This window comes from Devosia naphthalenivorans (genome assembly GCF_003056355.1).
Lineage (GTDB): Bacteria > Pseudomonadota > Alphaproteobacteria > Rhizobiales > Devosiaceae > Devosia > Devosia naphthalenivorans.
Genome location: NZ_PYVW01000015.1, coordinates 94,853 through 117,029 on the forward strand (window position 1 = coordinate 94,853; position 22,177 = coordinate 117,029).

Annotated in this window: 23 protein-coding genes and 1 riboswitch; of the genes, 4 read left to right on the top strand and 19 right to left on the bottom strand. The window is 62.0% G+C overall.

Going from position 1 to position 22,177, the window contains the following annotated elements; translation table 11 throughout:
• Positions 1–8: 8 nt before the first annotated feature.
• Complete coding sequence (locus C8264_RS17045; RefSeq protein WP_108462185.1) at positions 9–617, bottom strand: YkoF family thiamine/hydroxymethylpyrimidine-binding protein; 609 nt, start codon at positions 615–617, stop codon at positions 9–11.
• Positions 608–719, bottom strand: a riboswitch (TPP riboswitch). Its footprint overlaps the gene before it by 10 nt.
• Before the next feature lie 181 nt (positions 720–900).
• On the opposite strand from C8264_RS17045, the gene aqpZ reads away from it, so the two are divergent.
• A complete protein-coding gene (gene aqpZ, locus C8264_RS17050) occupies positions 901–1,644 on the top strand; it encodes an aquaporin Z (protein WP_108462186.1) in 744 nt (247 codons plus the stop codon).
• A gap of 91 nt (positions 1,645–1,735) precedes the next feature.
• On the opposite strand, the gene C8264_RS17055 is transcribed toward aqpZ, so the two are convergent.
• From C8264_RS17055 to C8264_RS17095, 9 genes are all read right to left on the bottom strand, one after another.
• Positions 1,736–2,524, bottom strand: coding sequence for an IclR family transcriptional regulator (locus C8264_RS17055; RefSeq protein WP_245893313.1), 789 nt, complete (start codon positions 2,522–2,524; stop codon positions 1,736–1,738).
• Positions 2,525–2,569: 45 nt separating this feature from the next.
• Positions 2,570–3,766: an aminotransferase class V-fold PLP-dependent enzyme gene (locus C8264_RS17060; RefSeq protein WP_108462188.1), complete on the bottom strand. Its 1,197-nt coding sequence runs from the start codon at positions 3,764–3,766 to the stop codon at positions 2,570–2,572.
• Positions 3,767–3,805: 39 nt separating this feature from the next.
• Positions 3,806–4,297, bottom strand: coding sequence for a RidA family protein (locus tag C8264_RS17065; RefSeq protein WP_108462189.1), 492 nt, complete (start codon positions 4,295–4,297; stop codon positions 3,806–3,808).
• Between the two features lie 13 nt (positions 4,298–4,310).
• Complete coding sequence (locus tag C8264_RS17070) at positions 4,311–5,288, bottom strand: ABC transporter ATP-binding protein (RefSeq protein ID WP_108462190.1); 978 nt, start codon at positions 5,286–5,288, stop codon at positions 4,311–4,313.
• A complete protein-coding gene (locus C8264_RS17075; RefSeq protein ID WP_205245720.1) occupies positions 5,285–6,292 on the bottom strand; it encodes an ABC transporter ATP-binding protein in 1,008 nt (335 codons plus the stop codon). The genes C8264_RS17070 and C8264_RS17075 overlap by 4 nt, the downstream gene beginning before the upstream one ends.
• Before the next feature lie 8 nt (positions 6,293–6,300).
• Entirely contained in the window at positions 6,301–7,521 is a 1,221-nt protein-coding gene (locus C8264_RS17080) for an amidohydrolase/deacetylase family metallohydrolase (RefSeq protein WP_108462191.1), read from the bottom strand.
• Positions 7,521–8,384: an ABC transporter permease gene (locus C8264_RS17085; RefSeq protein WP_108462192.1), complete on the bottom strand. Its 864-nt coding sequence runs from the start codon at positions 8,382–8,384 to the stop codon at positions 7,521–7,523. The genes C8264_RS17080 and C8264_RS17085 overlap by 1 nt, the downstream gene beginning before the upstream one ends.
• Positions 8,384–9,325 (bottom strand): ABC transporter permease, encoded by a 942-nt coding sequence (locus tag C8264_RS17090; RefSeq protein WP_162783718.1) that lies wholly within the window; start codon positions 9,323–9,325, stop codon positions 8,384–8,386. Before C8264_RS17090 ends, C8264_RS17085 begins: the two co-directional genes overlap by 1 nt.
• An 88-nt stretch (positions 9,326–9,413) precedes the next feature.
• Positions 9,414–10,949, bottom strand: a complete 1,536-nt coding sequence (locus C8264_RS17095) for an ABC transporter substrate-binding protein (RefSeq protein WP_108462193.1) — start codon at positions 10,947–10,949, stop codon at positions 9,414–9,416.
• A gap of 248 nt (positions 10,950–11,197) precedes the next feature.
• Here C8264_RS17095 and C8264_RS17100 point away from each other — a divergent pair, with 248 nt between their 5' ends.
• Positions 11,198–11,581, top strand: coding sequence for a rhodanese-like domain-containing protein (locus C8264_RS17100; protein WP_108462194.1), 384 nt, complete (start codon positions 11,198–11,200; stop codon positions 11,579–11,581).
• 67 nt (positions 11,582–11,648) lie between these two features.
• On the opposite strand, the gene C8264_RS17105 is transcribed toward C8264_RS17100, so the two are convergent.
• The 8 genes from C8264_RS17105 to C8264_RS17140 all read right to left on the bottom strand — a co-directional run bounded on the left by C8264_RS17105 (position 11,649) and on the right by C8264_RS17140 (position 19,056).
• Positions 11,649–11,879: a hypothetical protein gene (locus tag C8264_RS17105; RefSeq protein WP_108462195.1), complete on the bottom strand. Its 231-nt coding sequence runs from the start codon at positions 11,877–11,879 to the stop codon at positions 11,649–11,651.
• Between the two features lie 268 nt (positions 11,880–12,147).
• Positions 12,148–13,125, bottom strand: a complete 978-nt coding sequence (locus tag C8264_RS17110) for a Bug family tripartite tricarboxylate transporter substrate binding protein (RefSeq protein ID WP_162783714.1) — start codon at positions 13,123–13,125, stop codon at positions 12,148–12,150.
• 120 nt (positions 13,126–13,245) lie between these two features.
• Positions 13,246–13,869: a nuclear transport factor 2 family protein gene (locus tag C8264_RS17115; RefSeq protein WP_108462197.1), complete on the bottom strand. Its 624-nt coding sequence runs from the start codon at positions 13,867–13,869 to the stop codon at positions 13,246–13,248.
• A 48-nt stretch (positions 13,870–13,917) separates the two neighbouring features.
• Positions 13,918–15,423: a tripartite tricarboxylate transporter permease gene (locus C8264_RS17120; protein WP_108462198.1), complete on the bottom strand. Its 1,506-nt coding sequence runs from the start codon at positions 15,421–15,423 to the stop codon at positions 13,918–13,920.
• Positions 15,424–15,442: 19 nt separating this feature from the next.
• Positions 15,443–15,907, bottom strand: coding sequence for a tripartite tricarboxylate transporter TctB family protein (locus C8264_RS17125; RefSeq protein WP_162783716.1), 465 nt, complete (start codon positions 15,905–15,907; stop codon positions 15,443–15,445).
• Between the two features lie 41 nt (positions 15,908–15,948).
• Complete coding sequence (locus tag C8264_RS17130) at positions 15,949–17,373, bottom strand: aldehyde dehydrogenase family protein (protein ID WP_108462200.1); 1,425 nt, start codon at positions 17,371–17,373, stop codon at positions 15,949–15,951.
• 111 nt (positions 17,374–17,484) lie between these two features.
• Positions 17,485–18,246: an SDR family NAD(P)-dependent oxidoreductase gene (locus C8264_RS17135; protein WP_245893315.1), complete on the bottom strand. Its 762-nt coding sequence runs from the start codon at positions 18,244–18,246 to the stop codon at positions 17,485–17,487.
• A gap of 36 nt (positions 18,247–18,282) precedes the next feature.
• Positions 18,283–19,056 carry an HpcH/HpaI aldolase family protein gene (locus tag C8264_RS17140; protein ID WP_108462201.1) on the bottom strand — a complete coding sequence of 258 codons (774 nt, stop codon included), beginning with the start codon at positions 19,054–19,056 and terminating at the stop codon, positions 18,283–18,285.
• Between the two features lie 203 nt (positions 19,057–19,259).
• Between C8264_RS17140 and C8264_RS17145 the strand changes: the two genes are divergently transcribed.
• Both C8264_RS17145 and C8264_RS17150 read left to right on the top strand, forming a co-directional pair.
• The gene (locus tag C8264_RS17145; RefSeq protein WP_108462228.1) at positions 19,260–20,153 is read left to right on the top strand and encodes a beta-keto acid cleavage family enzyme; all 894 of its coding nucleotides are present in this window, start codon (positions 19,260–19,262) and stop codon (positions 20,151–20,153) included.
• A gap of 48 nt (positions 20,154–20,201) precedes the next feature.
• Entirely contained in the window at positions 20,202–21,116 is a 915-nt protein-coding gene (locus C8264_RS17150) for a cupin domain-containing protein (RefSeq protein ID WP_108462202.1), read from the top strand.
• A gap of 105 nt (positions 21,117–21,221) precedes the next feature.
• Here the strand turns inward: C8264_RS17150 and C8264_RS17155 are convergent, their stop codons facing one another.
• Complete coding sequence (locus C8264_RS17155) at positions 21,222–22,160, bottom strand: DUF6282 family protein (protein ID WP_108462203.1); 939 nt, start codon at positions 22,158–22,160, stop codon at positions 21,222–21,224.
• Positions 22,161–22,177 lie beyond the last annotated feature (17 nt).

Consider the following 22,177-nt stretch of genomic DNA (forward strand, 5'->3'; position numbering starts at 1 on the left):
CCGGCGCTTCAGCGAGCGCTGGGGCTATTGGCCGATACGGTCAGATCGATCGTGACATGCCCCTCAGGCGGGCCGAAGCTGCAGAAGGCCTGTTCGAGCGTGGCAAAAAGCGCGCCGGTATCGCCGCTGAGCTTCGTTGCAAAGTGCTTTGAGCTTTCGAACTGGCCCGATGCCTTGAGGAACTCGATGCAACCATAGATCTCGTCCATGTGCCGATCCCGCCCCATCACGTAGAGCGAGAACTGCGCCACCGAGAACACATCGGTCATGGGCGCTTCGCGGACGGCAGACAAGGCGGTCGACTGACGTTCAGCCAGCGGCAGCAGGGGGCCGTCGAAATGGGCCGATTGGCAGATCGCATCGTCTGGCTCGCCCGGGCATCCGCGCGAAATGGCGGCCGAGAGAACGCAATGGACTCCGGTGCGGGCCGCGGCCGTGAACAGATCGCGCAGTGCGGGAAACAGGACCTCAGGCGGCCCCACCAGTAATGTCGAGATATCGTCCGTCTCGATGCGCAGACGCTCGCGGTACGGATCGAGCGCCCCGAGTGCGCTCGTAATAACGCCGACGAAATCGTCGGTCATGGGATAAAGGGAAATCTGTGCGCCGGAAAACATGAACCGCCTCGCTCCGCTGGTATTACCCAGATCAGCTATAGGGTCCGAAGGCTTGCGCCTCCATCTCAGCCCCGGCCATACGGAGCACCCCTGTGGATAGGCCAGACCATAGACGAGGTTCAGGCGAGGTGGCAAGAGATTCGCACTGGCAAATTTTGTGACCTCGTCTGAACAAAGGAGTTCGGCGTCTTCAGGCCAACACAGTTGAAGGTAGCGACTCCCCCAAGTTCGCAGTAACCATTGTTAGGCGCAGGGCGCGCATCAATTGCTCAAGGGGGATTGCATGGACGGTCTAAGAAAATACCTGGCCGAGGGCATCGGCACATTCTGGCTTACTTTCGCAGGCTGCGGGTCGGCAGTCTTGGCAGCTGCATTTCCAGACGTCGGGATCGGCCTTCTTGGTGTGTCGCTGGCCTTCGGGTTGACGGTCATCACCATGGCCTACGCCATTGGCCACGTGTCCGGCTGTCACCTCAACCCCGCAGTCACGATCGGCCTATACGCCGGCGGGCGGTTCCCAGCCAATCAAATCCTTCCATATATTGTCGCCCAGGTTGCGGGCGGCATCATCGCGGCTGGCTTGCTGTACATCATCGCGAGCGGCGCACCTGGGTTCTCGCTGGCAGGCGGCTTTGCCGCGAACGGATACGCCGAGCACAGCCCGGGCGGCTACAATATCGTGGCGGCCTTTGCCATGGAACTGGTGATGACCGCGGTGTTTCTGTTCGTGATCATGGGTGCGACGCATGGTAAGGCTCCCGCCGGCTTTGCGCCGCTCGCCATCGGCCTGGCGCTGGTACTTATCCATCTGGTGTCCATCCCTGTCACGAACACCTCGGTGAACCCCGCTCGCAGTACCGGTCCGGCTCTGTTGGTAGGCGGATGGGCCCTTGGACAGTTGTGGCTGTTCTGGGTTGCGCCGATCATCGGCGGTGTCATCGGCGCCGTCGCCTACCGGTGGATCAGCGTTGAACCATCAGCTGACATTGTAGGAACGGACGCCTCCTTGCAGGCAGCTCGCACCTAAGGACATTTCAGTCCAAGCGACGACTTCCAAGGCGGCCCGGTCGGGTCGCCTTTTTCAGGCTCCCCCGCAGGCCTGTGCTACGCGACATGCCTTAGCGGAGCCAGCCGAGGCGGCTTTCTACGCGGCGGGCGCTGGTGCGGACCAGGGCGATGAGATCGGGATCTTTTTGCTGCACTTTGTGCTCGGGCACCACGATCGACATGGTGGCGTGGCAATGACCGGCGCGATCCAGCACCGGGGCGGCGATGCAGGCCACGGCGTAGTCGGACTCTCCTGCCTGGATGGAAAGCCCTTGCGCCAGCGCCTCGTGGGCGTTGTCCGCCAGGACCTGCGGATCGGTTTCCGCGCGGCCCGTCGGGGATACGCGTGCCGAACGCGCAAAGATTTCGAGCAGTTCGGCATGTGGCAGGTGGCCCACCAATAGTCTTCCCGATGCGGTCCAGTTGAGCGGGCTGCGAGAGCCCACGCGCGAGCTGACATTAAACTGGCCCGTGCCGTCTTCCATGGCCAGCACCACCATCATGTCCTGGTCGCGACCGCAGATCTGCACGGTCTCACCCGACTGCCGGGCGAGTTCGTGCATTTCCTGGGTTGCGGCACTGAGCAGATCAAGACTGCGCGCATAACTCAGGCCGTAGTGATAGAGCCGCGGCCCGAACCAGATCAGGCCGTTGCTATCCCGGTCGAGCAGGTCCTTTTCGACAAGGTCATCGATGATGGCGTAGATGGTAGAGAGGGGCGCACCCACCGCACGGGCGATCTCGTAGGCAGTCGCGGACTGCTCGAGCTGCTGCAGATAGTCGAAAATCTGCAGCGCCCGATCAATGCCACTGGTGCGTGTCCGACGGACCGGCTCCGTTGGGCTGAGGATATTGCTCACTATTCCGCCTGATTTATCAACCGCAGTATCGTCCCCTCTAAGCCTTCAGTCGAGCCACTTCAATATGGCGGCTTCCTGGGCGAGCCATCGTTCGTTCAGCGGCGTGAAGATCACCTCGTTGGAACGCTGGGCGCGCTCCAGTTCCTCGAGCAGGCGTTCGGCGACGATGCTTTCCTCATCGGGGTGCAGATTGCAGGGATCGAGAAAGAAATGGCCGTGTTCGGCTTCGTGGTCGCGCACGATGACGGGCCGATCGCCGCGTGCCAGAGCGCTAGCAAGGTCCCAGGCGGTGATCCGTGCAAGCTCGGGGTCAATGGCGACCTTGAGCCGATCCAGCGGGTTGTCGGTGGGGTCCGGCACAATAGTGGCCGTCACGCCGGTTCTACCGGTCAGGGTTTCCAGCCAGAGGTCCAGGGCTTTTTGCTCGCGCGCGCGGATGCCGTCATGGTCGCGGACTTTCCACGCTTCCAGCGCAGCAATGACGCCCGCGATGCCCTCCTTGCCGATCTTCATGCCGCGACCGATACCGCGGTTCTGCAGATAGATGTTGCGGACGAATTCCTTTTCGCCAGCACAGATGCCGGAGGTGGGGCCGCCCAGAAATTTGTGGCCCGAGTACAGGACAACATCTGCCCCATCGAGCAGGAACTTGCGTAGATCGTATTCGGACGCGGCATCCACGATCACCTTGACGCCTCTGGCATGGCAGATTTCGGCGAAGGTCTTGAGCGGGATCTGGGCGTAGTCAACGACGTGGTGCGAAACCACGAAGACGGCGGCGACGGTCCGCTCGGTGATGGCGCCAGCAAGCTGGTAGGCGTAGGCGCTCGTGGCCTGTCCCACCGGCACCACCTTGCCCCCGGCTATCCGGATGGCCTGCTCCACCGGCGCGCCATAGCTGACCATGTGGCCGGTCTGGATCAGGACTTCATTCTTCAACTCGCCCGTATCGGGCAGCTGTTCGATGGCCCACAGATTGTTGCCGGTTATCGCTGCGGCAACGGCAAGGCTGATGGCTGCCGAGCAGGACGCAGTGACGAAGCCGGCTTCGGCGCCGGTCAGATCGACGATGGTTTCGCTCGCGCGGCGATGCAACTCGCCCATTTCCACGAACTGGCTGAGCACGCGCGTGACGGCATCCACCGCCTCGGGAACTACGATCGAAGCCCCCAGCGAAGTCATGGTCCCGGAAACGTTGATGACCGGCCGAAGACCCAACTGGGCGCGAATATCCTGTGTCATGCGATCACTCTCGATTACTTGTGATTGGAATAGACTGGCTCAGTCGAAGGCGACTATGGCTTCGATCTCGACGGTGATCTGGTTCGGCAACGATCCGAAACCGACGGCAGAGCGGGCATGCATGCCGTGTTCACCGAAAACCTCGACCATCAGGTCGGAGCAGCCGTTGATAACTGCGGGATGATCCTCGAAATCGGCTGCGGCATTGACCATTCCGAGCAGCTTGACCACGCGGCGCACTCGCCGCAGATCGCCCAGTGCCGCCTGCATGACAGCGATCAAATTGATACCGGTGAGGCGCGCATGGCCGTAGGCTGCATCTACCGAGACCTCGGCCCCGACCTTGCCCGTGTGCAGCGTTCCGTTGGCCTCGGTGGGCCCCTGCCCCGACAGGAACAGCAGTTTGCCCTCGGTCACATGGGTGACGAAATTGGCGATCGGCGACGGGGCTTCGGGCAGGACAATGCCCAAAGCCGACAACCGGTCGTAAGGGGTCGCATCCGGCCGCTTGGCAAGCTCGGAAATGCTCATAGATAGAACTCCACTAGAACGAAAGTTCGCCGTGACGGATGCAGGCGACGTGATGGTTGCCGCCAATATGCTCGACTGGCGGAATGACCTGGGCACAGGCCTCGATGGCCATGGGACAGCGGGTGCGGAAGACGCAGCCCGAGGGTGGGTTGATCGGCGAGGGAATGTCGCCCTGCAGCGGCACATGCTGGCGCTTGCGCGTCGGGTCCGGCACGGGTGCGGTGGCGAGCAAGGCCCTGGTGTAGGGATGGCGCGGCTGGGCATAGACCTGGCGCGAGGGGCCCCGCTCCATCACCCGGCCGAGATACATCACCACCACTTCGTCGCAGAGATATTCGACGACGCTGAGATCGTGGGCGATGAACAGCATTGTCAGCCCCAGCTGCTGCTGCAATTCGCCCAACAGGTTCAGCACCTGGGCCTGGACCGAGACGTCCAGCGCCGAGACCGGCTCGTCCGCGACGATGAAATCGGGCTCCACCGCCAAGGCACGGGCGATGCCGACGCGCTGGCGCTGGCCGCCGGAGAATTCGTGTGGAAAGCGGCGCGCATAATCGGGTGACAGGCCCACCAGTGTTAGCAGTTCGCTAACGCGTTCGCGCCGTTTGGCACCACGTGGGTAGCCGCGCGCGTCGAGAGCCTCGCCGATGATGGCATCGATCCGTAGGCGCGGATTGAGGCTCGAATAGGGGTCCTGGAAGACGATCTGCAGGCGCTTGCGCCACTGCTTCATCTCGCGCGGCTTCAGCGCAAAAATGTCGGTGCCATCAAAGATCGCCTGGCCGGCACTGGGCTCCACCAGCCGCAAGATCGAGCGGCCTGCGGTGGTCTTGCCTGAGCCGCTTTCGCCCACAAGACCAACGGTGGTGCCACGCCTTATGTCAAAGCTCACATCTTCGACGGCGTGCACGACCTGGCCGTTACGACCGGCGAAGTGCTTGGTCAGGCCGCGCAGGCTCAGGAGCGGTGTTGTGTCCACTGGCTGGGTCATAGCTCATGGGTCCTGATGCATCGCGAAAAGGTCTCTGGCCCGGCCGGGATCAAGGGCGGCAGCGCCGCCCGGCACTCCGGGATTGCCATCGGACAGCGGGGCTCGAAGGCGCAGCCCGGCGGCAGATTGGTGATCGGGGGGACGGAACCGGGAATGGAATAAAGCGCACGGCGCTCGCCATCCGTACCGAGATCGCGGGTCGCATCGGGCGTGCACGCGAGCAGCCCCTTGGTATAGGGGTGTTTCTGGTGAGCGAAGAGCGAGTTGACCGGCGCCTGTTCGACCACGCGCCCGCCATACATCACCACGACGTCATGCGCGACCTCGGCCACCACACCCAGATTGTGGGTGATGAACAGGATGGACATGCCGAACTGGGCCTGCAGACGCTGCAGCAAATCGAGGATTTGCGCCTGGATGGTGACGTCGAGGGCCGTTGTCGGCTCGTCAGCAATCAGCAGCGAGGGATTGCAGCTCAGCGCCATGGCGATCATCACGCGTTGGCGCATGCCACCCGACATCTGGTGGGGGTAATCATCCAGCCGCCGCGCCGCGTCGGGAATCTCGACATGCTTGAGCATTTCGAGCGCCTTGGCGCGGGCTTCGCCACGGCCGATGCGGCTGTGAAGCGAAATCATCTCGCCGATCTGGTCGCCCACCGTATAAAGCGGATTGAGCGAGGTCATCGGCTCCTGGAAGATCATCGCGATTTCGCTGCCGCGCATGCTCCGAAATTGCTTGGGTTTGAAGCGTGCAAGATCGTGAACTTGCTCGCTGCGGTCCCGAAACAGGATTTCGCCACCCTCTATGCGTCCCGGCTTGGCCAGCAATCCCATGATCGAAAGCGAGGTGACCGATTTTCCGGACCCCGATTCCCCAACCACGGCGAGAGTCTTGCCCCGCTTGAGATCGAAGGTGACCCCGTCCACGGCCTTGGCCGTAGCGCGCTTGCTCACAAACCAGGTTTGCAGGTCCCGTACCGACAGGATGGCGTCTGCTGCCAATTCTCCCGTCATGCAGTCCACCCGCAGCTTGGGCATTTGTGGCCAGGGTCGCCAGCCGCTATCGGCTGGTGTCGATGAGCCGTGACAGCCTCGGCACCAAGGATGGCGTAGCGCGGCTCGAAAGCCCGATGCAAGGTGCTTGTGGCGCCCTGGCTATCGGTCACAACCAAGTCGCCATCCACCAGATCAAACAGAGTGAACTCGGCCGGCTTGCCCTTGGTCAGGAGGTTTTCGGCCGGCTTGTTGATGGCGCGCTTGGGTGCGGTGGAAGACGCGATGATCACATCCTCCATGCTCATGCCCAGCGAGAGCAGCTTGCTCATGGTCGTTGCCAGATCCCACACCGCCGTGTCGAGCGACCGATTGTGCAGGTCGGTGGAAATGGTGTTCGGGAGCAGGCCCCGCTCGAGCGCCGCCCTGCCCACGTCGAAGGAGAACGACGCGCCGCCATGGCCGACATCGAGAATGATGCCACGCTTGGCCGCGTCTTCAGCGAGCCGGTACAGATCGTCATCCTCGATGATCGAACCGCCCTGCTTGCCGTTGAAACAATGGGTAACGATGTCGCCTTCGGTCAAAAGACCCAGCACATCGTCATAGAGGGGCGGCGGCTCACCGACATGAACCATCACTGGCAGATCGAGAACGCGGCTGAGCTTCTTGGCGAGCTTGAGCGGCACCAAATCCCAGCCGCCCGAAATCACGGCGCTGGCGCGCACCTTGAGGCCGACGATGACATCACGGTTTTCCTTGATCACCGCAATGGTGCGGTCGAGGTCGATCGACCGCATGTCCTGCAGTTCGGTTACGCGGTTGCAGGCGACCAGACCGATCGAGCCAAGGTTGAGGAAGGCGTAGATGTTTTCGCGCGCCGGCTCGATGATGAATTCGCGCAGGCCATGGAAATTGGCTTCACCGGCGGAGCCCGCATCAACGATGGTGGTGACACCGCGCGCGGCGCCGCCCTGCTCCGGCCGGATCGAAATATCGGTTCCGCCATACCAGACATGGGCGTGCAGATCGGTCCAGCCGGGGGAGATGAAGGCGCCGTTAGCTTCGACCGTTTTGGCGTTGTCGGCTGTGACGCTAGGGCCAACATCGAGGATGGCCCCATCGGCGGCAATCAGCACATCAAGCACCGGCGGCAGGTCGGGCTGGGCAAAGCCCACAGGCTTCGCGCCCTTGATCAAAAGGTTCTGCGATTGCGGTTTGAAACGATTATCGAACATCAGACATCCTTGGCGAGGCGCGGATCGAGGAAATCGCGCAGGCCGTCGCCCACGAGTTGCAGTGAAAGTACGGTGATGATGATGGCCCCGCCCGGGAACCACATGATCCAGGGAGCCTGATCCAGATATTGGCGGCCCACCGAGATCATCGTGCCCCAAGTCGGGATATCGGGCGAAATGCCGACGCCCAGGAATGACAGCCCCGCCTCGGCCAGAATGGCGTTGGCAAAAATGAACGTGGCCTGCACCAGCAAGGGCGACGTAACGTTGCGCAGCACGTGGCGAACCAATGTGACGTGGGTCGGCACGCCAAGGGCGCGAGCGGCCTCCACATAAGGGAGTTCGCGGATCACCAGGGTCGAGGCGCGCACCACGCGAGCCAGCCGCGGCGCATAAACCACGCCAAGCGCAATGACCACATTGGTAGCCGAAGCGCCGAGCGCAGCCACCAGCGCGATTGCGAGGAGGATATCGGGAAAGGCCATCATGGCATCGATCAGGCGGGACACGGGCGTGTCCAGCCGGCGGAAGAAGCCGGCCATCAGCCCCAGAAACACCCCGATGATCGAGGAAAATATCACCACGGCAAAGCCCACGGTGATCGACGTGCGGCCCGAATAGAGCACGCGGGTCAAGACGTCCCGGCCTAGATCATCGGTGCCGAAAAGATGCTGCCAGCTTGGCCCCTGCAGGCGGTCACGCACCGCCAGCTGCGCCGGGTCATATGGGGAAATAAGCGGCGCCAGCAAGGCAAGCACGATCATGGCGACGATGACCAGCAACCCGATCAAGGCGGTCGGACGGCTCGCTATTTTCATCAATAGATTGGGTTCGCGAAACCCGCTTTGTGCAATTGCGGCCATCAGTAGCGCACCCGGGGGTCAACGACGAGGTAGAGCATGTCGATAATGAAATTGACGAGGACGTAGAGCCCGGCGACCACCAGCAACGCACCCTGAATCAGAGGATAATCGCGCCGCAGGACCGCGGAGACGATGAGGCTGCCGACGCCGGGCAAGCCAAACACGGTCTCGGTGACGATGGCGCCTGAAACCAGCAGCGCTGCAGTCAGCCCGATTACCGTCAAGATGGGGATCAGCGCGTTCTTTAGCGCGTGCTTGACCACGACGCGCCACTCACTCATTCCCTTGGAGCGCGCGGTACGAACATAGTCGTCGTTGAGGACGTCGAGCATCGATGCGCGCGTGAAGCGGGTAATCAGGGCCGAGCTGATCAACCCAAGGGTGACAGCCGGCAGCACGAGATGGTGCATTCGCTCGCCGAAGCTCGCGCCAGGCCCGCCATAGCCGGAGGTGTCGAACCATCCAAGCTGCACGGCGAAAACCTGCATGAAGATGAGCCCCAACCAGAAGCTGGGGATGGAGGCCGCAAACATGGCAAGTGCAGTTGCAGCCTGATCGAACACCGAGCCGCGCCAGTAGGCTGACAATACGCCGACCGGCAATGCGATCAGCGTGGCGATGGCGAGTGAAAAGATGGTGAGGAAAAACGTCGGTTCCGCGCGCTGCATCAGCGCTGAAGTGACCGGCATGTTGAGAAAAATCGACTGCCCGAAATCGCCGCGTAGCACGCCGCCGACATAGCTGACAAACTGCTCCGGAATGGAGGCGTCGAGGCCAAGGCGCTGGCGCAGGCTGGCAATGTCGGCGGCCGTCGCGTCGGGTCCCAGCATGACCGCAGCGGGATCACCAGGCGTGACGCGCACGATAACGAACACGATGGTTACCACCAGTGCCATTACGACCAGCATGCCGAAGATACGGTTGAGTGCGGAGCGGATCATGATGCTCTGGAAATCCCCGTCGAAGCTTGTGGACAAACGGCCCGCCGCGACCTGAGACGCGACGGGCAAGGCAAGAGGACCATGAGGCCTATTCGGTCAGGTAGGCGTTCCAGAAGTAGGGCCATGGAGCGGGCGTGACGCCTTCGAGGGCCGGATTCTGTGCAGCAAGGGCATTGAAGTTGCCGACCTTGTAGCCAGGCACTTCGTCATAGATGACCTTCTGCACGTCCACGAACAGCTCAGCGCGCTTGGCAGGATCAGTCTCGGCGTTGAACGCATCGAGCACCGCGTGCTTGGCATCGCTGACCCACCAGCCGGGCGAGGTGTCGGACATGATACCCATCAACGACGGCTCGGGGAGGAACGGGCTGTGGGTGATGTAGATGTCCCAAAGCGCCGAATCGGCACGGTTGGTGGTGAGCGTTGCCCATTCGACCACGTCGAGCTGCACCTTGAACCCGGCCGCTTCCAGATAAGCTTGGGCGACGAGAGCCATCTTGTAGTGGAACTCATACTGACGGCTGGTCAGGATGCGCAGCGGCTTGCTGCCATCGTAGCCGGCTTCGGCCAGCAAAGCCTTGGCGGTCTCGGTGTCGCCCAGGGGCTTGTAGGCTTCCGTTCCCACGTCCGTATGCCAGACATAGCTTTCGGGATACCAGGCGCCGTCGACCGTGAAGAAATCTTCGGAGCCGAACGCAGCGAGCATCATATCCTCGGGGGCGAGCGCCGCCTGGATGGCCTTGCGGACCCGGATATCGGAGGCGACCCCTTCCTGGGTGTTCATCATGAAGACAGGCCAGCCGAACGGGGCAAGCACGACCGGCTCGGTAGCGCCATCGCTGATCTGCTGGAAGGATTCGACAGGCAGCTGGTCAACATAGTCGTACTGGCCGGCCATGGCGGCGCCGATACGAGTGTTGGGATCGGGTACCGGCACGAAACGGATTTCGTCCAGATACTGGTTGCGGGCGCCGCCATAGCCGTCGATCTCGCCGCCCAGCGACTGATAGCCGTCGAAGCGAACGAGCTGGATGTACTGATCCGGCACGCGCTCCTGCAGCTTGTACGGGCCGGTGCCGACAAAGCTTTCCAGCGGGTCCTGCGTCGTGTTGGCTGCCGGAATGATGATCGCGGCGGCGTTGTTGAACGCCAACAGCGGCAGCAGCGGCGCATAGGGCTTGCTCAGCGTGATGGTGACCGTGGCGTCGTCGGTTGCGGTAATGTCGGTGATGACTTCAGCGGCCTGCTTGCCGCGCGTGGCGATCTTCATCCAGCGCTCAAGCGAAGCGACGACGTCGGCCGAGGTCATGACGCTGTCGTCATGGAACTTGATGCCCGTGCGAAGCGGGATCGTGTAGATCAACCCGTCTTCGGAAATCGTCGGCATGTCGGCCGCAAGCAGCGGGGTCGTGCCCCACTTTGCATCGAACGTGTAGAGCGTCTCGAACATGTGCTGCGTAACGATGCCGACCAGGTCGGCAGTCGAAGCCATCGGATCAAGCGTGGGCGGCTCGCCGATGGTCGCCACGTCCACGATACCGCCAGCGGTTTGGGCAAACGCCAACCCGTTCGCGGAACTCAGGGCAACCAGGCTGGTCGCCAATGCCAAAGCAAAATACTTCATTAAAATCCCCTCGCGCATCCATAATAACGGAATGTATGTTGTTCTTACGGATGGATGCTTTCACTTCGAAAGGGGATGGTCAAGTATTTTCGAGGAAGTGGCGGCAGCAACGTCGCACTGTGGGGCTCAGCAGACCTCATGATGAGCCTCTCGAACCAAGAGGACGAGCGAGTGGAAGTTCGATGGATTGAATTCGCCTATCACAAGGATTGAGCGTATCTTGCAGGCGTCACAACCGGGAGGATGTCATGCCGACGAATGTGAAAGACCTGCTTGCAGCCGCGAATGCTGAAGTGCCCAGAATATCACCGGACGAGGCACGAAAGATGGTGGCTGAGCAGAATGCCGTCATCGTGGATGTGCGCGACAAGCCGGAACTGCAGACTTCAGGGAAAATTCCTGGGTCGGTTCATATACCACGGGGAATGCTCGAGTTCAGAGCCGATGCTGAAACCCCTTATCACGACGCCAACCTGTCCAAGGACCGTCCCATTATTCTGCATTGCGCATCAGGTGGACGTTCAGCACTCAGTGGCCAGACCCTAAGGAACATGGGGTACCAGAACGTCTACAATCTGGGCGGGTTCAAGGACTGGGTTGAGGCCGGTGGCGACGTCGAGAAGGTCGACTGACCTTCAACGTGGCACCCTAGTCCGTCAGCAGCGGCGTACGCAATTCGTCTTGAGGTGTTGGCGCCTCTCAGCGTCGAGAGTTTCCACTGCGGCGCTCGGGAAAGGCCAGCACCTCGGCAGTGGCCGGACGGCGGCGCGAGGGACGGGAGTAGGCCACTTCATACCCAGTCTCGATGGCTTCTTCGATCTTTGTGCGAAGCAGCGCTTCGTCGTGGCGGTCACTCCGCAGAGTAACCAGCGACTGTTCCAGTTTGTCGATAGCGAAGAGAATCCTGGAATCGGGCGTGGCTGGTAGCATCTGATATTCTCGCAGCAGTTTTGCCGCCCCCACCAGCTTTATGCCCGATTCGGCCTCATGGTTCCCCTTGCTCTTGAGACAAATTAAAGTTCAATTTTAAGGCTTCATCTGCGGCTTCCCGCTATCTGCCGGAAAATCTAGGCCTTGCGCCGGAGAACACTCTGGGAGCGCGCCGCAAGAAACGGCCCCTCACAATGGAGGGGCCGAAATGCGTGGGCTAACTAAAGTTATTCGCAACCGTCCACTACCAGTGCCAGGTTGCCGCCGATTAGGTTGGCTGCACGAGCCCGGCTTCGACAAGCGGCCGGATTCCCTCGATTTCGCGGGCCACTGTTTCCCTCATCTCTTCGGGCGTATTGAGCACGGCCGCGACGCCGAACGAGGTGAACAGTGCCTGCGATTCTGGAAGGGCAGCCCACGTTTTGAGCGTATCGTTGATCTTGGTGATGATGTCGGCAGGCATGCCCTTGGGGCCCACAATGCCAAACCAGAGCGTCTGGTCGTAGCCTTCGATTCCTTGCTCGGCGACGGTGGGCACATCAGGCAGTTCGGGCAGGCGGGTGGTCGAGGTCACGGCGATGGCTTTTAGCTTCCCAGCCTTGATGTGCGGAATGTAGTTTGCCGGCGCGTCGAGCGAGTATTCGATATGCCCGCCAAGCAGGTCGGCCATCAGCGGCGGCGAACCCTTGTAGGGTACGTGGTTGACTTCGATGCCGGCTATCTGGCCGATGATCGCCGCACAGATATGCCCCTTGGTCCCCGCCCCTGGATTACCGATGTTCAATTGGCCCGGGTTTTCCTTTGCATAGGCGATCAGCTCCTGCACGGTGCTGGCCGGTGCGTCAGCGGCGGCGGTCAACAGTGCCGGGCTGGCCGCGAGCACGGTAATGGGCTCGAAGTCTTCTTCCGGATCGTAGGCAAGATTGGTCTGCACGACCTTGTTGGCCGCCAGCGGTGCGCTGCCGCTGACCAGGATGGTGTAGCCATCCGGCGCGGACCGGGCGAGCTTGCCGCCAGCCAGCGCACCGGCCGCACCGGCAATGTTTTCAAGAGTGAATTGCTGCTTGAATTCGGCGGCCAGCACATCGGCCACGAGGCGAGCGAGGATGTCGCTGGTTCCGCCCGGCGGATATGCCGAAATCACGGTAACCGGCTTGCTCGGCCAATTATCCTGCGCAAACGAAAGTCCAGTCGAGGCCAATAGTCCTGCGGTGCCACCCAGGACGATGAATTCACGTCTTTTCATGTTTGCTCCTCCAGCCGCGCCCATTTCAAATTCTTGGGCTTTGCTGTGCCAATACTTAGCGCATCGGCGCATTGCTCGAAATTGCTGACGCTGCTCGTTCCATCCACCGAAACGGCAGCGCTAGCTTTCCCCGGCGAGCCACCGGTCTTCGGCAGCATGGAAGGCGGCAAGCTCGTCGGGCCTGTCGTCGCCCAGCAGATCCTGGTTCACCTGGACGCCGCGGCTACGCTGGATATAGGTCAGGAACTTGTATGACGGTCGCATGGCATCGAGCAGCGCGCGGTCGACCGGCAACGGGTCGGACGCATGAACCGGCGCCATCACGTCGCGCTCGAAAAAGACCTGGAAGCTGGCGAGCTTCCAATCGCCATCCTCGCGCACTGCCCGGGAAAAGAACCGGCAGAAGACCTGGAAGTCGATCTCGACCCCTTCGAGCTTGGCCCGATTGAAGATCATGGCAGGGCTTTCGACAGTTGCCCTGTCGCCATGAACCCGAGCGAAGGCGGGAAACACCCAGTGCTTGCTGTTGCCCGTATTGGTCATCCACTTACGGGACGCTTCGACATAGGCGTCGCCGCCCGTTCCGTCATACCAACTCGTGCGGACATAGGCATCGCGATGGAAGCACGCGGCCATGACATCGAAACGGCGCTGGTCGCGTGCAAAGCGCTCCCGACGGACAAGGGCGAACAAGCTCTCCTGGTCGAGATGGCTCTGCAGGCGCTCGTCTAAGGTGGCCGTCATATCAGTTCCTCGCTGTAGCTTGGGTGCGGAGCAGGCATGTGCCCTTGGTCAATCGGCTTCCACCAAGCCTTCCTCCCGCGCGCGGCGGAAGGCTGGCAGAAGGATCGATACAAGCAGGACGGCGGCGATCAGCAGCGTGCCCATGCTGACGGGGCTGGTGAAGAAAACCGTGGCGTCGCCATGCGAGATCAGCAGGGAGCGCCGCAGAAACTCTTCCGCCATCGGCCCCAGGATCAATGCCAGGATCAGTGGCGCGGGCTCTGCTCCTGCCTTGCGGAAGACGTAGCCCAGCACTCCGAACAGGGCCATCAAGTACACATCAAAAGCGCTGTTTCGGATGCTGTAGACGCCGATGGCGGTGAACACGCAGATCAGCGGGAACAGATAGCGATAGGGAACGGAGATCAGCTTGGCCCACACACCGACAAGCGGCAGGTTGAGGATCAACAGCAGCAAATTGCCGATCCACATCGAAACGATCAGCCCCCAGAACAGGGCCGGTTGCTCGTTCAGGATATTGGGGCCCGGCTGCACACCCTGCACGATCAGGGCGCCGATCATCAGCGCCATGGTCGCGGTGCCCGGCAGGCCGAGGGTCAGCATGGGTATGAAGGCGGTCTGGGCCGCTGCATTGTTGGCCGCCTCGGGAGCGGCCACGCCCTCGATAGCGCCTTTTCCAAACTCCTCCGGATGCTTGGAAATCTTCTTTTCGAGGGCGTAGGCGGAGAAGGACGACAGCAGCAGGCCCGCACCTGGCAGGACGCCGAGCAGCACGCCGATGCCGGTGCCCCGCAGGATCGGAGCGGTCATCCGCTTCCAGTCGTCGCGCGTGGGAAAGAGCGAACTCACCTTAGCGATACTGGCGGCCCGTGAGCTCTCAGTCTCCAGATTGGCAAGCACATCGCCTAGCCCGAAGATGCCGGTGGCGATGACGACGAAGTTCAGGCCGTCCAACAGATTGGGCGAGCCGAAAGTGTAGCGCGCCATGCCGGAGTTCACGTCGGTTCCGATCATGCCCAAGAGCATGCCGAGCAGCACCATGCCAAAGCCACTCAGCAGCGAACCCGAGGTCAGCACCATCGAGGTAGCGAGGCCAAGCACGATCAACGAGAAATATTCGGTGGGGCCGAAGCTCAGTGCCATTCCGGCGAGGATTGGCGCCGCGATGACGATGAAGAGGGTGCCCATGGTTCCGGCAAAGAAGCTGCCGATGGCGGCGGCGGCCAGCGCCCTGCCCGCCTTGCCCTGCTTGGCCATTTCATGGCCGTCCAGGGTGGTCACTACCGATGCGGCCTCCCCGGGTAGGTTCATCAGAATGGCGGTCGTCGAGCCGCCATATTGCGAGCCGTAGAAAATGCCAGCCAGCATGATCAATGCCGTATCGACAGGCAGCCCGAACGTGAAGGGCATCAGCATCGAGATGGTGGCGATCGGCCCCAGCCCCGGCAGCACGCCGACTGCGGTGCCCAACAGGACGCCCAAAAAACAATAGGTGAAATTGGAGAACGTGCTGGCCGTCTGGAGGCCGAGCAGGAGCCCGCTAAAGATGTCCATGTCGAACTCCGGGAATGGGTTAAGGGGCGCCGAAAACCTGCAGCCAGGACCCCAAAAGGGGTATGGGCAGGCCAAGCAGTGTGACGAAGAGGATGCCGCAGACGACCGAGAACGCCACGGCCCCGACGACGGCCTTCCAGTTCAGCTCGAACCGGACGCTGGCGGTTGCGGCCCCGATACACAGCAGCAGCACGGCCAATGGCAGGCCCAGCTTGTCGAGCAGGAAGCCGAAGACCACGATCGCGATGGAAACGATGATTGCGGGCGACCAGCGCGTCACCTCGATGGCTGGCGACGAGCCGAGGCGTGCCCGCACCAGAATACCGACCCCGGTCAGCGTCAGCAGCGTCGAGATGACCACAGGGAAGAAGCCGGGGCCCATTCGGCTCGGCGACCCTATCGGAAATTCCAGCGCCATCATCAAAGCGGCAAGACCGATAGCGGCGAACAGGCCTCCCTGAACGGCATCCTGAGTTATCTTCACGGGCAATACTCCTCCTGCCGTGCTTGCGCGGCGTCTGACACCTAGCGCGGGTAGCCGAGGACGGCCTTGACCTCGAGATATTCCCTGAAGCCGTAGAGGCCGAACTCCCGGCCATTGCCGGACTGCTTGTAGCCGCCGAAGGGCAGGCTGCGGTCGAATGGTGCGCCATTGAGATAGACGCGGCCGGCCCTGATGCGTTTGGCAATTTTGAGCGCCCGTTCGGGATCGCCGGACTGTACGAAGCCGGCGAGACCAAAGGGCGTGTCGTTGGCGATTTGGATCGCCTCATCCTCGGTGTCGTAATTGAGGATCGACAGAACGGGGCCGAAGATTTCTTCGCGCGCGATGGTCATCTGCGGGGTGACATCGCCAAATACCGTGGGGTGGACATAGTAGCCGCGGTTCATCTCGACCGGACGGCCCGGGCCACCGGCGACCAGTGTCGCCCCTTCTTCGATGCCCGCGCGTATCAGCGTCTGCACCTTGTCGAACTGGCCTTGGTTGACGAGCGGCCCCAAGGTTGTCTCCGGCAGGAGAGGATCGCCAAGCCTTATGCTGGCGACCGCAGTCCGCGCCGCATCGAAGGCAGCATCGCGCTGGGAAACGTGGACCAGCATACGTGTTGGCGACTGGCAGTTCTGGCCGGCATTGGTGTAGCAGGCATGCACGCCGGCAATGACCGAGGCCCTGAGGTCGGCATCATCGAGGATTATGTTGGCCGATTTCCCACCCAGTTCCTGCGCAACGCGCTTGACCGTGGGGGCGGCAAGCGTTGCGACGCGAATGCCCGCAGCAGTGGAGCCGGTGAAGGACACTAGGTCGATCTCCGGATGAGAGGCGAGTGACTCGCCGACCGTCGGACCATCGCCGTTGATGAGATTGAAGACGCCTTGCGGCAAACCGGAGTCATGGATGATCTCGGCCAGTATCATGGCGCTGAGCGGCGCCATCTCGCTTGGCTTCAGCACTACGGTGCAGCCAGTCGAGATGGCCGGAGCGACCTTGGAGGCGACCTGGTTGAGCGGCCAGTTCCACGGCGTGATCAGCCCACAGACGCCGATCGGTTCATGGCGCACGATGCCGGGCCCCATGCGTTCCTCAAACTGGAAATCGGCAAGGACGCGCGCCGCCTCCTCGAAATGAAACAGCGCAACCGTCGCCTGGCGTTCGGTGGCGAAGGTGATCGGCGAACCCATTTCGAGGGTCATGGTCCGCGCGAGTTCGGGAAGTCGCTCACGAAAACCCTCGATGATGCCACGAAGCCAGCCAAGGCGCTGCTCGATGGTTGTCTCGGAATAGGTGGCGAAGGCGCGACGAGCCGCCCGGGCGGCACGGTCGACGTCTGCCGCCGAGCCGAGGCTGATCATCGCGAAGGTTTCCTCGGTCGCGGGATTGACGACGCCAAGCGTCGAAGGGGCGGCGGGATCGACCCACGCACCATCGATATAAAAGTTCAACCTATCCATTGCTGCCTGCCCTTGTGCCCGCCCGGGGCAATTCGTGCTTCGATACTATTTTATCCGGCCCCACTCGCAACGAGCGAGCCGGAGCGTTCCGTCAGGCGATGCGCTGCGGGTTCAGAGATGCCGTCCCTCGTCCACGGGCACGACAATGCCTGTGGAGCTGGTCAGATCGACGATGCAGGCAACAACCGCGCGCGCTACATCGTCGGGTGTGGTGACCCGGCCAAGCGGCAGCCGCTCCGCCGTCTTTTCCAATTGCTCCCGCGTGCGACCCGGCACGAACCCGGTGTCTACACCGGCCGGCGAAACCGAGAACACGCGCACCTTCGGTGCCAGCACCTTTGCAAGTGCAATGGTCAGCGCATCGACGCCGGCTTTCGCCGCCACATAGGCCAGGCTACTGCCCATTCCGGTTCGCGCAGCGATGGATGAGACGTTGACGATCGCCGCGCCGTTACCCCGCTCGAGCAAACCCCGGAAGGATCGAACCATGGCAAACGGACCGCGCAGGTTGATCATCACCGTCCGGTCAAAGATCTCGTCGCTCATGGCCGCAAGATCGGCGGCGGGAACGGGCGTGGTGGAGCCACCCGAATTGACCAGCGCGTCGAGGCTTCCGAACCGCTGCTCGATGGCCGCCGCCGCCCCGATGATCGAGGCGGCATCGTCCATGGCGATCCGCATGGCGATGTGGCCGCTGCCCTGCAGACCCGCCACAACCTCGTCGGCAAGCGCCGAGCGGCTGTTGTAGCCAATGATCACCGTCGATCCCAGCGCGGCAAGCCGGGCCGCCGTCGCCCGGCCGATGCCGCTGCTGCCGCCGGTTATCAGCACTGTCCGCGGCGCGGCGAGCGGCGGAATATCAATCAATGGCATGCAAGTCTCCCATGGCCCGATCCGGGTCCGTTTTTCTCAGGCACCATAGTCCCTGAGCGCTACCGTGGCAGCGGACCGGACAAAGCCGTGATCGCTTGAAAGCACGATGGCCGTGGCTCCAAGCGAAGTGGCGAACTCGAAATCGGGCTTGCTGGTCGGTAGCATCATGAGTGGCGTATCGGCGGCTTTGGCGGCTGCGGCGACGCGGCGACTGATGTCGGCGACCTTGGCGGGTGCCTCGGGATCATCGCGGAACGAGGCCGTGAGGTCGCCACGACCGATGAATAGCGCGTCGATGCCCTCCACCCTGGCAATGTCACCGGCCAGGTCGATAGCTTGCTGGTCTTCGATCATGGGGATCACGGCAACCTGGCTATCCTGCAGAGCCATGTGCTGGGTCGGTCCTGCACTTCCCCAATTGCTGGCGCGCGACAGGCCGACAAAGCCTCGGCTGCCACCTGAATAGTGACAGGCGCGGGCGATTGCGGTGGCCTTTTCGACCGACGCGACGTGGGGGACCATGATGCCCATGGCCCCACAGTCGAGAGCGGAGAGCACATTTGCCTCGGTGAACTCGGCAATCCGGACGATGGGGGCGAGATTTGACGCCCGCGCAGCGAAAATCATCAGGTCGGTCATGGCACGGTCGAGTGGCGCATGTTCCTGGTCGATGATGATGAAGTCGTAGCCGATCTGGCCCAGCATCTCGATCACCTGCGTCGTCGGCAGTTTCACGAAGGTGCCGAACATGCGCTGGCGGCCAAGCAGGCGCTCGCGGAATGAGGAAAAATGAGGACGCTGGTCGGACATGTGGTCTCCTTTTGCGCCCCTTCTATATGGCGGCCGGAGCAGCACCGATCCTGAAGGCCGAGCGTTTTGCTGTGCGAAATGGGGCGGCCGCACCGTTTCTGTAAGCGAAACGCCCGCGGTTTCCCGTTGCCGCCCCTGCGGTGGCGATGGGAGTTACACACCGCGCAAGCCATCAGCGCGTTCAGTTTCCAAGGACCGAAAACGTGGCCGATCCGACTATCCTCACCTGTGCGGTGACGGGCAATATCACGACCCTCGAGCAAACTCCCTACCTCCCGGTGACGCCGGAACAAATCGCCAAAGCCGGCCTCGAAGCGATCCGGGCCGGCGCTGCGATCATCCATGTTCATGTGCGCCATTCCGATGGCCGGCCGAGCATGGAGCTTAAGCATTATCGTGAAGTGGTCGAGCGCCTGCGTGCGGCCGAGGAGGACGTCGTCATTAACCTGACGACAGGCCCGGGACAGCGGTTCATTCCCAGCATAGACAACCCGAGCGTCGCGGCCCCGGGCACAACGCTGATCCGCCCGGAACCCCGCGTGACACATGTCGAGGCGCTGCGGCCGGAATTGTGCAGCCTGGACTTCAATACAATGTATTCGGGCTCCTCAGTGGTCATCAATACCCCGGCCAATCTCGCCATCATGGCTGAGCGCATCCAGGCGGCAGGCGTCCGGCCCGAGATCGAGGTATTCGACAGCGGCGACATCCAGCTGGTCAACGACATGGTCCGCCAAGGCAAGCTGGACACCCCGATGTTTTGCCAGATCGTGTTGGGCGTTCGCTATGGCGCGATCGCCACGCCGGAGACGCTCGCCTATCTGAAAAGCTTGCTTCCATCGGGCTCGAACTGGGGCGGCTGCGGCGTGGGCCGCTGGGAATTCCCGATGCTCGCGCAGGCCTGGCTCCTCGGCGGCCACGTGCGCGTCGGGCTCGAGGACAACATATTTCTTGAGAAAGGCGTGCTTGCCCAAAGCAATACGCAGCTCGTCGAGAAGGCAGTTCGTATCGTGCGTGAACTGGGAGGCAAGGTTGCAACGCCGGGAGAGGCCCGCGAAATCCTGGGCCTCAAGAAGCAGGCACCACGTCCAGAGTGACTACCGTCGGACGTCAGGTGAACGAGATAATCGAAGGAAAGGGCTATCATGTATACTGCGAGCGACCCGCGCTCCACCCTGGCAGGTGGAGCACCCAAGCCAGAGGCCAGTTGGGTGCACAAGAGTTTCTTTGGCTCGCAATTGGCGCTCTTCTACGGGACTGAGCCGCAGATCAAGGACGCCAGTGGCGAGACCTGGATCAGCCGTGGGCAAAATTTTGTAGTTGCCTACAGCAAGGCATTGCAGGGCGGCGCCTTTGTTCGTAGCGCGCAGGCGGACGAATATGCGGTTATCATCCCCGACGCCGAAACGCAGGTGGAGATCACCACCGAGGCCGGAACCGAGGTCGTGCCAGGATATTCCGTGGTCTTCGTGCCCCCCGGCAACAGCACTATCCGCATGCTGACCGCTGGGACGATCATACGCCTTCTCACCCCGAAATCCGACGACATGGCCAATGCTGCCTCGAATGCCGAAGCGTTCAGCGAGCCACACCCGAACGTGCCGCCCTTCGAGCAATGGCCCGAACCCGCGGGCGGGTTGAAGCTCAGATGGTACACGCTGGACGTGCCGGAGGATCTGTCGCGCTTCGGCCGCATCTATCGATGCACGACCTTCATGATCAATTTCCTCACGCCCCGCATTGGACCGCGCGCGCGTGACAATGTCTCGCCACACCATCACGACGATTTCGAGCAATGCTCGCTGGCGCTCACTGGTGCCTTCACACACCATCTGCGCTGGCCATGGACCACCAACATGGGTGCCTGGCGCGAAGACGAGCATCTCTATTGCGAGTCGCCATCAGTCTGCGTGATCCCGCCACCATCGATCCATACCACGACGGCCGAAGGTCCCGGCGTCAACCAGCTTGTCGACATATTCTCGCCGCCGCGCATGGACTTCTCGGCCAAGCCGGGCTGGGTGCTTAACGCAGATGATTATCCCATGCCGACAGCGTAAAGCGAAGCACGACGCAGAAAACGATGAAGCGGGGATGCATTGGCATCCCGGCTTCATCGCATCGGTGGACAGAGAGGCCGGGAGGTCGCCCCCTTGCCACCGATATTAGGGCGCCAGGCCAACCAGCTTGGCAGGATTGTCAGCCACCATGGTGCGGACATCGGCCTCGCTGAATCCTAGGGCCAGGCAAAGCTTGATAGCCTGCCGCATGCCTTCGACCGGGGTCGGATTGTCCACCTGACCAAGATCCGAGCCGATCGAGGAATTCTTCACGCCGGCCGCCTCGATATGTTCCTTGAGCTCCTGAGGCGAATAGACGTTGAAGCGTGAGTCGACGTACATCGCCGCCGACTGCTCCACGATCACGCCGAGCTTGGCGAAGTCGGCAATGTCGGCATAGGTAAAGTGCAGGCCATACATCGGATGGTTGATCAGCAGCCGCTTGACCCCACGGCTACGCGCCTCGTCGAAGAGCTTCCAGATTTCCCAGACATGCAGGTGTCCCGACGACAGGATCACGTCGAACTCGGCCACCTGATCGAGAATCTGCTTCACGGGATCGAGAATGTTGCCGAGCTCGTCCACTACCGTCAGGGCCGGCGATTGCATCAGTTGCACATTCGACACGAGCCGCGACTTGCGGTGGGAGCTGCGGATGTGATTGGCGGCCTGCGCCGTCGGCATCCAGATCAACTTGGCGCCCATCTTGAGCTGTGCATCGACCACATAGGGATCGAGCCCGCCCGTGGAATTATTGAGCACCAGACCGCTGAACATCGAGAAGTCCGGGTTGGCGATCAGCCGTTCCATTAGTGGAATGAAAGGAGCGGCAGAATAGTGGTGATCCTTGAACAACACGCCGCGCATGCCGGCTGCAATTGCCTCTTCTGCCGCCTGCATATGGTCGAGCTGCCTTGGCATGGTGGAAGGGCCGGAATGCACGTGCAGATCGAGCGCTCCCCTCAGCAGACCAGCCGCAACCTCTTCATCGACGCCTGCCATGAGGCGCCGCGCCTCTTCCCGGTTCTGTTCACTCGTCGCCATCTTGCTCTCCGCTGGAT